The organism is Nostoc sp. DedSLP04 (assembly GCF_034530775.1).
Lineage (GTDB): Bacteria > Cyanobacteriota > Cyanobacteriia > Cyanobacteriales > Nostocaceae > Nostoc.
In genome coordinates this window covers 31,430-44,391 of the sequence record NZ_JAVRCL010000012.1, presented here as the reverse complement: position 1 = coordinate 44,391, position 12,962 = coordinate 31,430, and the positions used below count along the sequence as shown (strand labels likewise).

Annotated in this window: 13 protein-coding genes; 6 read left to right on the top strand and 7 right to left on the bottom strand. The window is 39.8% G+C overall.

Features of this window, described 5'->3' with window-relative positions:
• Positions 1-159 precede the first annotated feature (159 nt).
• The 3 genes from RMX89_RS09595 to RMX89_RS09585 form a co-directional block, all read right to left on the bottom strand.
• Positions 160-1,131, bottom strand: coding sequence for a hypothetical protein (locus tag RMX89_RS09595; RefSeq protein ID WP_322688763.1), 972 nt, complete (start codon positions 1,129-1,131; stop codon positions 160-162).
• Positions 1,128-1,964, bottom strand: a complete 837-nt coding sequence (locus tag RMX89_RS09590) for a hypothetical protein (RefSeq protein ID WP_322688762.1) — start codon at positions 1,962-1,964, stop codon at positions 1,128-1,130. The genes RMX89_RS09595 and RMX89_RS09590 overlap by 4 nt, the downstream gene beginning before the upstream one ends.
• Positions 1,965-2,064: 100 nt before the next feature.
• Complete coding sequence (locus tag RMX89_RS09585) at positions 2,065-2,574, bottom strand: hypothetical protein (protein WP_322688761.1); 510 nt, start codon at positions 2,572-2,574, stop codon at positions 2,065-2,067.
• Positions 2,575-3,102: 528 nt separating this feature from the next.
• Between RMX89_RS09585 and RMX89_RS09580 the strand changes: the two genes are divergently transcribed.
• From RMX89_RS09580 to RMX89_RS09560, 5 genes are all read left to right on the top strand, one after another.
• A complete protein-coding gene (locus RMX89_RS09580; RefSeq protein WP_322688760.1) occupies positions 3,103-3,888 on the top strand; it encodes a hypothetical protein in 786 nt (261 codons plus the stop codon).
• An 80-nt stretch (positions 3,889-3,968) separates the two neighbouring features.
• Complete coding sequence (locus RMX89_RS09575; RefSeq protein WP_322688759.1) at positions 3,969-4,388, top strand: GNAT family N-acetyltransferase; 420 nt, start codon at positions 3,969-3,971, stop codon at positions 4,386-4,388.
• A 17-nt stretch (positions 4,389-4,405) separates the two neighbouring features.
• Positions 4,406-5,200, top strand: a complete 795-nt coding sequence (locus RMX89_RS09570; protein WP_322688758.1) for an aminotransferase class IV — start codon at positions 4,406-4,408, stop codon at positions 5,198-5,200.
• A 139-nt stretch (positions 5,201-5,339) separates the two neighbouring features.
• On the top strand, positions 5,340-7,181 hold the full coding sequence (gene ftsH3 / locus RMX89_RS09565) for an ATP-dependent zinc metalloprotease FtsH3 (RefSeq protein ID WP_322674696.1): 1,842 nt from the start codon (positions 5,340-5,342) through the stop codon (positions 7,179-7,181).
• A 324-nt stretch (positions 7,182-7,505) separates the two neighbouring features.
• The gene (locus RMX89_RS09560) at positions 7,506-8,162 is read left to right on the top strand and encodes a Uma2 family endonuclease (RefSeq protein WP_322688757.1); all 657 of its coding nucleotides are present in this window, start codon (positions 7,506-7,508) and stop codon (positions 8,160-8,162) included.
• Positions 8,163-8,331: 169 nt separating this feature from the next.
• On the opposite strand, the gene RMX89_RS09555 is transcribed toward RMX89_RS09560, so the two are convergent.
• Complete coding sequence (locus tag RMX89_RS09555; RefSeq protein WP_094350008.1) at positions 8,332-8,550, bottom strand: hypothetical protein; 219 nt, start codon at positions 8,548-8,550, stop codon at positions 8,332-8,334.
• A 587-nt stretch (positions 8,551-9,137) separates the two neighbouring features.
• Entirely contained in the window at positions 9,138-9,914 is a 777-nt protein-coding gene (locus RMX89_RS09550; RefSeq protein ID WP_322688756.1) for an ABC transporter permease, read from the bottom strand.
• Positions 9,915-10,231: 317 nt separating this feature from the next.
• On the opposite strand from RMX89_RS09550, the gene RMX89_RS09545 reads away from it, so the two are divergent.
• Complete coding sequence (locus tag RMX89_RS09545; protein ID WP_322688755.1) at positions 10,232-11,380, top strand: DegT/DnrJ/EryC1/StrS family aminotransferase; 1,149 nt, start codon at positions 10,232-10,234, stop codon at positions 11,378-11,380.
• Positions 11,381-11,499: 119 nt separating this feature from the next.
• On the opposite strand, the gene RMX89_RS09540 is transcribed toward RMX89_RS09545, so the two are convergent.
• Positions 11,500-12,243 carry a DUF561 domain-containing protein gene (locus tag RMX89_RS09540; RefSeq protein WP_322688754.1) on the bottom strand — a complete coding sequence of 248 codons (744 nt, stop codon included), beginning with the start codon at positions 12,241-12,243 and terminating at the stop codon, positions 11,500-11,502.
• Positions 12,244-12,419: 176 nt separating this feature from the next.
• Positions 12,420-12,962: a Uma2 family endonuclease gene (locus tag RMX89_RS09535; RefSeq protein ID WP_322688753.1), complete on the bottom strand. Its 543-nt coding sequence runs from the start codon at positions 12,960-12,962 to the stop codon at positions 12,420-12,422.

Genomic DNA, 12,962 nt, shown 5'->3' with positions numbered 1-12,962 from the left:
TAATTCTTTTAGCGCACCGGGGCGTAGCCGATTCAGAATTCAGAATTCTGAATTCTGATTAATCACTTTCGGGAGAGAATATTCAAAGCTCAATTCTGAGTAAGAATTTTGGATTTTACTCTAGCGATAGTGAAAAAAAGAGAGTTAAAAGGATTTTATTTAATTGAAATTTCTTAATAAGGGACGCATAATCAATTTAACAACTCGCCCCCATGTAAAGCTTAAAATGTACTTTACAAGTTTTGGGGCGATCAGTGAAAAAAGCGGTAATAATAAGCCAGTAATGTTACTAAAGCTAGTAGTAGCAACAACACTAGGAATGAAACAAATCAGCGTCCATATCAAGCTATTTATAAATTTAGAGTTTATGGAAGTACGACTTTGAAGTTGATTAACAACTATATAGCGAGTAGTAGCAAATAATATAGTTAACCCTAACCAAGCAAATATTACTAGCATCCAATTTGCTGGATGAAGATTGTAAACTAGAAAACCAGCAGGAAAGAGAGAAGCTATCTCCCAAACTAGCAGATTTAATTTACTCCGAAGACAGCTTAGTATTTGTTCAATAAGCCAATAATGAACAGAAACAATATTTAAACACTGAGGATTTTGGATAACATCACTCCTAATTTTGTGAATTATGTCGCCATAAAATAAGATATTGCTTTGTAAAATAATATCTTGTTCTTTCCAAAAATATAAAGCTGATGTATCTTCTCTATAATAAGAATTAAAAGTAAGTCCATACTGTAATTTCGATTTATTTTGTAATGCTTTACTCCAGAATAATTTGATAAAATTTACGATAAAAGTATTGTCAAATATTTTAAAGTTTTTTTTATTAACTACTAATTGAGTGTATAACGTAGTGTTAGTACTAAAGCAAATTTTATCGCTAAAACAATTGTAGTACCAAAGATAAGCTAGTAATTTTGGTGGAATGTATAAAGAGCAGCCTATTTCTCGTGCTTCTTCAATTTGTTTTAAAACGGTTTTATTTAGATAAAAAGTATACTGTCCTGGTTCAACCTTAATTTCTAGTTCAATAGGAGTGCCTTGAGGTATTTGTACAAAGAAAGAGAGTTGAACATCAGCTTCATTATCTGTGTGTGTTTTCTCAGAGTTCATTGTCGGGATAATTTTGCGATATTTTGTACAATACCAATCAGAAAATCTAGTGTTCCACGCCACTGTTTCTCTCCAGCAACTACCCCTTCATTATGTATTTTTAGAATTAAATCTCTATCTCCTTCAGGTAATTGAAATAGCTTTTTATGATAACGACTAATAATATCTCCATCTAATTGCATAACAGTTTGAGCATAAATAACATCAATATCTACGGTGGTAATATTGCCACTATTAAGTGCCGCTTTTAGTTCAGACATTTTCCGCAAAGTACGAATAAATTTATCATTATTTAAAAGTTCTTCAATCTCTTTCCATCTTTGCTGCAAACTTTTTAGATTATTTTCTTCTCGATCTGCAACAGGAGTGGGAGCAGGCAATATTGGTCGAGCTAACTTTATGTATACCTCGTCAGTTGGAAGAATATTCGCTTTATGTTCCACCTGATATTTAAGACGCTCTTGATATTGGATTATTCTGGAATCTGGCTCACTACTCTCATTACTTTTTTCTAGGAGAATGTAAAAATATTCTCTTTCAAGTTGCGAAAATAGACTTGTATAACGCTTGCGTAATTCTTGAGCTTGAGTTTTTTGTGGTTCTGGTAAATCGTCTGGATTTGGAATTCCTTTGACATCAAAGTAGTCTTTGTCATTTATTGAATAAATCTCTTCATACGCTTGCCAAGCATTAAACTTTGCACCAGTAATTTGATCCACAACCATTGTATTTATTTCTAAAGCTGTAATATCATCAACTAATTCATGTACAGATGAGACTACTTTCTCTAGCAAATCTTTGGCTTGTTCTTGAATTTTGTTAGGCATAGTCATAATTTTCTTGATTTATTTAAAGCAAATTAACCTACAGGTTTGGATAAATTCCTATTCTGTAGGTATTTTAGGTTTACTAACTATTAATTAATATTAATAATTACTGTGGACGAGATAGCGATTGTTGTGAAGTTTTACGAGATTTCATAATTTCTATAAAAAATCCATATAGCTTATGCAAACTTTCTATATTTTTTTGCATAATTTCCCGACTTTCTTTGATTTGAGTTAGATGAAATTCGCGAAGTTCTGTATATGGCCCGCTCCCAACAAATTGACTACCAACTTCATTAGTTATATCACCATCAATTAGATTGATTATAGTGCGCATTCGATTACCTGGTTGAGCAATTTGCTGCTCTTTTAGTTGTTCTAACTGAGTAGATGATTCTGGAACCCAAGTGGTAATTTCTAGTTCGATAACTTCAACTATTGCTGTTTGAATAGCATCAATAATTTCATCAATATTGAATCCTTCTTTATTACTATTCAGCTTCTTAACTTTGATTTTAAATTCACTACTTGGTTTACTATATTGACTATTGTTTTCCGAATTTTCTATGGCTTGACCATTAGTTTCTGTGTTTTCATTAAGAGTATTATTCACCATGATGTTTTAGAGGTTACAGACAGATTTAAATATAAACAAGATACAACTATAGGTGATGTCAAAAGTTTTCAGGCTTTTACTACAAAAAAGTAATTAAAGTCAAAACAACTTAATATTTTAGAAATTTTTACTAAAAAAAATTATGATTTCCTAGAGCAAAATTTATCTTAGAAAAAGAATAATACCATTTTAGATTTTGGAATAACTGCGTTGCAGTGAATCCAGCACTATCGTAGGGTTTCCCCATTGTTCTATGTAGCGTGATTCTGAAATAATTATTTAATTAGCTTTTGGACGTTTCCTTCAAATCAGTATAAATTAGATATCATTTTTATACAAAACTGAATTAAGTATATCTCAGACAAAAGATAAAATTAAAGTATCAACAGGCACTTAATAATAAAATTAGTTTATTTTAGTCAACTTTTTTATCTTACCTAGCAAAGCTTAGACACACAAGTAGGCCTGACTTTTGCTATACCACTGTGTATACAATGATATGACTGCGATCGCAAAGCCAAGGAAAATATGTTGTTATCTCGTCAAGCTTTTGCTACACCTTTTTTAATTTCTATGTGTATTTTAGGAGTTGGCTTGATTCAATTCCCCCAATTGCAAAAACTAATAAATAGAAAACAATCTGCCTCTTTAGAAAGTTTAAAAAAAGAAATAAAAGCTGAAAATATCCGTCTAAATTTTCTCAAAAAAACACCTAGTTTTGGTTATGATAACTTTGTTGCAGATTTGGTATATCTCAATTTCCTCCAATATTTTGGAAATGATGAAATTCGGGATAAAACAGGTTACAGTTTAAGTCCAGAATATTTTGAAGTTATTCTAGAACGTGACCCGCGATTTTTAGCAGCCTATCACAGTCTTTCGATCAGTACTTCATTATATGCTGGTATGCCAGAACGGGCGATCGCAATATCAGAGAAAGGCTTAAAATCACTATCTCCCTCAGTTCCAGAAAGGTCTTATTACGTTTGGCGTTATAAAGGAGTCGATGAGTTATTATTTTTAGGCAATGCGAAAGCTGCCCAACAGTCTTTTGCAACGGCGGCAAACTGGGCGAGTAAATTTTCAGATTCAGAGAGTCAACTTATAGCTAATACTTCCCAAAGAACTGCGGAATTTCTGAGTCGAAATCCTAATAGTAAATATGCTCAAATTTCTACATGGTCAATGGTTTTAAATAATCATGCTGATGAGAGAACTCAAAAACGCGCAATTAGGGAAATCGAAGCTTTGGGAGGAAAAATAATTACAACTCCTGAAGGGACTAATAAAATTATATTTCCCCCTAAAGATTAAATTATTGCAAGTCTAATCGAGGATTAGATTCACTCAATAAGTTACAAGTTTCTCATGTAGGATTGAGTAGGGTAATACTGATGTCAATACAATTGGCAGAATCTGACTTTCAAATATTAGGGTGTTTTCCTGTTATTTCTCAGTTGCGCCCGCACCTTGAGCAGGATAATTTTGTAGAAAAAGTTCGATATCAAATGAAAGAAGGATATCAACTTGCATTCTTGGAGGTAGAAAAGCAAGCTGTAGCGATCGCTGGATTTCGTATTTCTCATTGTTTAGCATTGGGAAAATTTTTATATATTGATGATTTAGTGGTTGATGAGTTGAAACGGTCGCACAGCTATGGTCAACAATTATTTCAGTGGCTAATTGAATATGCCAGAAATCATGAGTGTAAACACCTGAGTCTGGATTCTGGCGTTCAACGATTTGCAGCGCACAGATTTTATCTCATGCAGCGTATGAGCATTACAAGTCATCACTTTTCAATGGAGTTGTAGAGACAATAAATTTGGTTGTGACAAATAATATTTTTTGGTATGACGGCAAATTAATTCACTCTCAAACCCTAGAATTAAACATTAACGATCCGGGTTTACTTTATGGGGCAACTGTTTTTACAACATTGCGAGTTTATCAGAACTCCCTAGATAGTAATTTAACTAATTGGCAAGCACATTGCGATCGCTTGCTTTTCTCAATACAATCTTTTGGTTGGCAGCAACCCGATTGGAACCGTCTGCGTCAAGGCGCTCAAATTCTTCTGGCACACTTCCCCGTTCTCAGAATCACCCTCTTTCCCGATGGACGGGAATGGATAACTGGCAGATTCTTACCACAAAATTTGATAGAAAAACAAAAAAATGGTATTTCGTGTGTAGTTGCGAGTCCTGAATTTTCTCGCTCGCTCCCCTCTCATAAAACTGGAAATTATTTGAGTGCTTGGTTGGCAAAAACTAGCTCAGATGCTCAAGAAGCAATATTAGTCGATGCTCAAGGAAATTGGCTAGAAACCAGTACAGGCAACCTTTGGGGATGGTACGATCGCACTTGGTACACGCCACCGTTGACAGCCGGAATTTTGCCGGGAATTGGGCGATCGCAACTTGTAAACTGGCTACAAAACCACCAACAGTCAGTGCGAGAAGAAACTTGGAGCGTCGAGTTAGTCCAGAGATTTGAAGCGATCGCTTACACTAATAGTGTGGTAGAAATTATTCCCATTCATACAGTTCATCTGCCTTCAGGGTCGCTACAATGTAATCCCTACCATGATAGTTTTCAGCTAATAAGGGAGCTTTTTTTAGCATGACAACCACGCCAAATTTGTTATATCTTAAGATAAGTTAACATAATTCTTAATAATCACATTTGCGATCGCAGACGCTAGGCGATGGCGCAAAGCACCCGCTGAAAGCTAACGCGCAAAAAGTACCGGAGGATAGACCTTAGTGAATAAAAGATGGAGAAATGCAGGGCTGTACGCGCTGCTGTTTATTGTCGTAATTGCGCTGGGAACAGCATTTTTTGACAAACAACCCCAAAGCAGAGAAACATGGCGATACAGTCGCTTTATTCAAGAAGTTCAGCAAGGCAGAGTAGAAAAAGTCAGTTTGAGTGCAGACCGCTCTACAGCATTGGTTACAGCCAAATATGACGGAAATAAACGGATTGTGACCTTAGTCAACGATCCAGACTTGATTAATACTCTGACTTCTAAAGGCGTTGATATTTCTGTTTTGCCTCAAACCGACGAAGGATTTTGGTTTAAGGCACTGAGCAGCTTATTTTTCCCTGTATTGCTTTTGGTTGGCTTATTCTTCTTACTACGTCGCGCTCAAAGTGGCCCAGGTAGCCAAGCGATGAACTTTGGCAAATCCAAAGCCAGAGTGCAAATGGAACCACAAACTCAGGTGACATTTGGCGATGTCGCTGGTATTGACCAAGCCAAGTTGGAATTAAACGAAGTCGTAGACTTTTTGAAAAACGCCGATCGCTTTACCGCCGTTGGTGCAAAAATTCCTAAAGGTGTGTTGTTAGTTGGCCCTCCTGGTACAGGTAAAACCCTCCTAGCTCGTGCTGTAGCTGGTGAAGCAGGTGTACCCTTCTTCTCAATCTCTGGTTCAGAATTTGTGGAAATGTTCGTTGGTGTGGGTGCATCCCGCGTCCGCGATTTGTTTGAACAAGCTAAAACCAATGCTCCTTGTATCGTCTTCATCGATGAAATTGACGCCGTAGGTCGTCAACGGGGTGCAGGTTTAGGTGGTGGTAACGATGAGCGGGAACAAACCCTCAACCAGTTGCTCACCGAAATGGATGGTTTTGAAGGTAACACTGGCATCATCATTATTGCCGCTACCAACCGTCCTGATGTCCTAGATGCAGCGCTGTTGCGTCCTGGTCGCTTTGACCGTCAAGTTGTGGTAGACCGTCCCGACTACGCCGGACGCAGCGAAATCCTCAAGGTACACGCCCGTGGTAAGACCTTGGCGAAAGATGTGGACTTGGATAAAATCGCCCGTCGTACCCCTGGATTTACTGGCGCAGATTTATCCAACCTGCTGAATGAAGCCGCAATTCTGGCAGCACGCCGGAATTTGACTGAGATTTCAATGGATGAAATCAACGACGCGATCGATCGCGTATTAGCTGGGCCAGAGAAGAAAGATCGAGTAATGAGCGAAAAGCGCAAAACCTTGGTTGCTTATCACGAAGCTGGTCACGCTTTAGTTGGTGCTTTGATGCCAGACTATGACCCAGTACAAAAAATTAGCATCATCCCTCGCGGTCGCGCAGGTGGTTTAACTTGGTTTACTCCTAGTGAAGACCGGATGGACACAGGTTTGTACAGCCGCGCTTATCTGGAAAATCAGATGGCTGTGGCTTTGGGTGGTCGGCTTGCTGAAGAATTAATCTTTGGTGAAGAAGAAGTTACCACTGGTGCTTCTAATGACCTCCAACAAGTAGCCCGTGTTGCGCGTCAAATGATTACTCGATTTGGGATGAGCGATCGCTTAGGCCCTGTTGCTCTTGGTCGTCAACAAGGTAACATGTTCCTCGGACGCGATATTATGTCAGAGCGCGATTTTTCTGAAGAAACCGCTGCTGCTATTGATGAAGAAGTTCGCAAACTTGTAGATGTAGCCTATACACGCGCTAAAGAAGTGTTAGTAGGCAACCGCCATATTCTAGATCAACTAGCGCAAATGCTGGTTGATAAAGAAACAGTAGACGCTGAAGAGTTGCAAGAAATTCTATCGAATAACGATGTGACAACTGCTGCGTTTGCCTAATTTAATGAATAGTTAGGAGTAGAGACGCGATGAATCGCGTCTTTATAAGAGTTAGGAGTTAATGGCAAAAGCCCGGTCTTCACGATCGGGCTTTTAATCCGTAATGGGGTTATATTCCCCGGAGATTCGTTATAGAGTTTCAGTATAAATCGCTCATCTGATGATAAAGACTACCACGCGAGCATAATCAGTTCCGGAAAATTAGAAAAAATTTTTTAGATACACCAAAATCAAAAGAGCTATAACTTTGACTTCACAAGGGAAAAGATACAATCTAGCTACAATTTAAGAAGTCTGGATTGTGAAAAAATCCCCGAACCCATCATGTTAGAGTACAATCCATTAGCTTGCTTGCCTTCCTCTGAGGAACTGCCCGACTCTGATGATACCCCTGTGGATAATGAACTACAAGACTTAATTCCTAGTTTACTTAAAGCCGTACTGGCAATGGCATGGGCAGATCGAATGGACTGGTTTTTCGGGGCTGATATGGCTGTTTACTATGACCCCAATCTACCAGCGATAGTGCCAGATGCATTTTTAAGCCTGGGAGTCGAGCGATTTTTTGATGAAAACCTCCGTCTAAGTTATGCAATTTGGGAAGAAGAAAAAGTTCCTATATTGGTACTGGAAGTAGTATCTCAAACTTATCGCGGGGAATACACTACCAAAAAAAACGAGTACGCAAAGCTCAAAGTCTTGTACTATGTTGTTTATAATCCTACTCGCCGCCGCAAGCAACACTTAGAGGTCTATAAATTAGTCAATAACGAGTATCAATTGCTGTCAGGAAATCCTGTTTGGCTACCAGAGGTAGGTTTGGGAATTGGCATAGAACGAGGAGTATATCACGGTATCACGCGAGAGTGGCTGTACTGGTATAACGAGCAAGAACGACGTTTACTAACGCCAGAAGAACGTGCCCAAATGTTGGCACAGAGGTTACGCGAACTTGGTATCGATCCTGATTCTCTCCCGTAATCACTCGAAATCAGGGTAACTCGGAGATTTTACGAATTACCTTGATTGCGATCGCTGCAAAATAATTTATGCATTCTGTCGCACACCCCTTATGGCATCAAATAGATAACTTTCTAAATCTCGATCGGACTAGCATCAAAAGTGACTGGATACTAATCAGTTGGTTAACTTAAACTCTAGATGTCGGTTTCAAAAATAGCCATGCCACAAAGAATGTAGCTGCCGTAAATAGTTGTGTCAAATCCAAAGCAGATAGATAGCCATCTGCAAATGAAGCAATACTGCGATCGGTAATGCCAAATACCCAGGATGATAGCCCAAACAGCCAAATCCCATTCTTGAGATTTCCGACGAATTCTTTAGAGTCCGATCGTTTTTGATCTTTCATAATCTTCTGTTCCGTTGGTGAACAATCTGGTGATTGATGCTAAATACCTGCCATTAGGAATTTTTTCGGATTCCTGACGCTGAATTTACATTTACTATCTATTAACAATATTAATAAATATTTCACCTACTTGACATCCCTACCTAAAGGGACATCTCCTAATGATGACATTCCTCTTTTGGTTCTGTTACCTCCGATAGACGGCAATAGGTTGAGTTCTCAGCTTTACAGCGTCAGGTTTGAATACTGAAATTACATGATTTTTAAATAACCATATAAATATTTATTTATGCTTTGCATAAAATACTTCATAGGATAGATGCGTTTGCAAAATATCTTTATATTTCAATTCTGTAGAGACTTCGTAGGGGCGCGCAGCTAGCTATGCGCCCCTACAAGGAAATGAAATACTTATTTTGGAGTAGATTAATCCCTTCACCCCAATACTTTTCGGATAAATCCAACAATCTCTCTTTTGGGCTGGGAAAAGGTTAAAGGCCAAGGGGTAAAGGTAAATATCAAACCCTTTCCCTTTCACCTTTCCCCCTTAACCGAAAAGTATTGCCCTTTACCCTACTCAGTACTCTTCACCTCACCAACTGCGCGGCGGAATTAAAAAATTGACGACACAACCCTTTCGTGACTAAAACTGTTGTCAACAAGTTAGCAAAAGCAACCATAAACATAATCAAAATTTCGTAGGAGACAGCATCTAGAGGTTTGACACCAGCTAATAACTGTCCGGTGGTAATTCCTGGTATTGCGACCATACCTATGAGTATCATTTGATTGAGAGTAGGAATCAATCCGGCTTTGATGGCGTCTTTGCGATATTGACTAACTGCTTGCTGTGGAGTTGCACCTAAGCTTAAATGGGTTTCTATTTCGAGATGGCTGGAATTAATGGTGCTGACAAGACGATCGCCTGCGATCGCAGCTGCATTGGTAGCATTACCTAAGACTATCCCTGCTAGGGGAATTATATACTGTGGTTCGTACCATCTCTCTGGTTGAACGATTAAGAAGTTGATGTAAAACACTGTCACGGCGGTACTAATTAAAATTGCACCCCACACCAAAGGCAACACATGAGGAATTTTTGGAGTAATGCGATTTCGTGCGACAATCGCCGTAATTGTCAGCATTATTGCTAATAGCGCCAAAACTGCCCAAGCATTGTCTAAAGCCAAGATGAAATCTAAAATGTATCCCAATACAAGAAGTTGTAAGATGGTTCTCCCAGTAGCAAGGGCTAAGTTCAACTCTAATCCTAATTTTTCCCAGGCAGATAAACCAATGGCGATCGCCATCAATCCCACACCAATAGCTAAATCCCCGAAATCCAGCTCGATCAGATCCTGCATGGGTTCTCTATCTCCTGGTATTTTCTGCTCAAAGCAACCCACACAAGAGGAACTTTGACCTGATGTGTTGGATCTTGGTTGATATATATCACTTTCATCAATTCAAAATGGTACGACCTTAACAAGGCAAACACCTAGTATGCCTACTATCTGTAAATTAAATGTGCGGTGGTTTGCACCACAATTTAAGTAAAAACCCTAATAGATGCGTATCTTGGGCGATAGTCTTTTAGTAGCTCCTTTTTGATTAACAATTCAATCAGCAAAAATTGACTGTCGAAGTGCATCCTTTGTATCTCCCGATAAAATGAGAACTCATGATCCAAAGTGTAAATCCCATCCCTGCCTTTGATATCAAGCAGCAATACACCACCATTGAAGCAGAAGTAAGTGCGGCTGTTTTAGAGGTTTTGGCTTCCGGCCGCTATATCGGCGGCCCCTTAGTCGAAGGCTTTGAACAACAGTTTGCCGCTTATAATACTGTTACTGAATGTGTGGCTTGTAATTCTGGTACTGATGCGCTCTACTTAGCGTTACGAGTTTTGGACATTGGTGCAGGCGATGAAGTGATTACAACGCCTTTTACCTTTATTGCAACATCTGAAGTGATTAGCGCCGTCGGTGCAAAGCCTGTTTTCGTTGATATTGACGCGACTACGTTTAATTTAGATGTAGAGCAAGTTGCAGCAGCGATTACACTGCAAACCAAAGCGATTATCCCAGTTCACCTCTTTGGACAACCTGTGGATATGACATCATTAATGGCGATCGCTCAGTCTCACAATTTGTCCATAATTGAAGATTGCGCTCAGTCTACAGGCGCGATTTGGGCCGGTGAAAAAGTCGGAAGTATTGGACATATTGGTTGCTTTAGTTTCTATCCTACCAAAAATCTTGGTGGTTGCGGCGATGGTGGAGCAATAACGACTAACGATCCAGCGATCGCCACTAAACTGCGAATACTACGAGATCATGGTAGTAAAATTCGATATTTACACGAAGAAATCGGTGTAAATAGCCGATTAGATGCTCTCCAAGCAGCCATTTTGCAGATTAAGCTACGTTATTTGGATATTTGGAACGATCGCCGCCGAGATATCGCCAACTATTACTATCAGTTCCTCAGTCAACTTCCGGGGATTGTCCCGCCCCAAGAATTACCTGGGGGTATTGGGGTATGGAATCAATACACTATTCGTATATCCGGCGAAGGGCGCAATGGTTCTAGCGCTAAATATCGAGATTGGGTGCGTAGTCAATTGCAAGAACAGGGCGTGAGTTCAATGATTTACTACCCCCACCCTTTACATTTGCAGCCAGTTTATCAAAGTCTGGGCTATGAAATTGGGGACTTACCAATAGCAGAGCAAGCTTGCCATGAGGTTATATCCTTGCCTATGTTCCCAGAACTGACACAACAGCAGCAAGACCAGGTGATTTATGCGTTGAAAGAAGTTATGAGTTAGAAGTTAGGAGTTAGGAGTTAGGAGTTTGAAGTTAGGAGTTTGAAATTAGAAGTTAGGAATGAATAAGTTCCTTCAACTCATAACTCATAACTCTTAACTCTTAACTCCTAACTCTTAACTCACTTAATTACTGCATTTGCAGTTGCTAAGGCTTCTACTAGTCCACGCACAGCGGCAATCATTGCAACTTCGCTATTGAGTTGGTTGATGGCGGAACCAACACCAACACCAGCAGCACCATTAGCGATCGCTAATGGTGCGGTAACGTTAGAAATGCCGGAAGCACACAATACGGGCACTGACACTACACGGGAAATCTCAAAAGCTGCTGCCAAGGTGGGAGCAGCTTTTTCAATTAATCCTAGAGTTCCGGGGTGAACTGGGTTACTGCTAGTACCGCCTTCGGTTTGGATAATGTCTGCTCCAGCTTTCACCAATTCTTCTGCTAGCTGTACTTGTCGATCTAGTTCCAGGATGTGGGGAACGGTGACAGATAGGGTGATTTCCGGGAGAAGAGCGCGAGTTTGCTTAGTCAGTGCTAGCACTTCTGGAGCTTCAAAACGGCGTCCTTGAGCATAAAAGGAATCGAAATTCCCGATTTCAATTAAATCAGCACCAGCTGCCACTGCTTGTACAAATTTATCTGGCTCTACTGCTGACACACAAATCGGTAAAATTGTCAAACTTTTAGCTAGTTGGACTAAGGCTACATCGGCGGCAATATCGACAAAAGTAGCACCGCCTAATTCAGCAGCTTTGACTGTAGCAGCGACGCTAGTGGCGTCGAAGTTATTCAAGCCGCTAATCACTTTGAGAACGCGGCGGTTAGTAAATGCACGTTGGAGTGTGGAATGCATCGTCATAGTTTGGCTTTTGAAGCTACGAAAATTAGGTATATTCTACCGTCCCTCATGTTGATGAGAGACTAAATCAGTATGGTAGTTGCCAAATATTGATAATTTTATCCTTATTGCCATTAATCAAAATTTTGCCATCTGTACTGAAAGCGATTTAAGTCTGTAGGGTTTTTACCACTATCCTAGTCAAACTCTGGAGGCCACAAATCTGCAATTGGTACTTCCCATCCTGGGAGCAGTTCGGGAACTGTTAAAATATCGCCATCATGAAGTATTATTGGCTCTTGTCCAAAGTTGTAAACTTCAACAATCCGCTCATCTGGATTGAGCAAAATTCCTACCTTAGTTCCCAAACTCAGAAATTCTTGAATTTTGGCTCTCAGATCCTCTAAATTATCGCTAGGGGACTTCACCTCTACAGTCAAATCGGGAGCCAATTGAGCAAAAGACTTCGGACTGCGACGCAAGCGTTCGGCTAAAACAAATGAAGCGTCCGGTGCGCGCAAATCGGAATTAGGCAACCTGAAACCGGCGCTAGAAGCTGCTGTTCGCCCCAGTTTGCGCGGTCTAACCCAGTTACGTAGCTGGGCTACCATTTCAGCTGCAACTTCATCTGATTCGTATCCTGATGGACTCATAACAATAATATTACCCTTGACTAGTTCCATGCGGAAGTCAGGGTGCTGTTGCTGCATTTGTTCCAAGTCTTCAAGTGTTAGGGACAT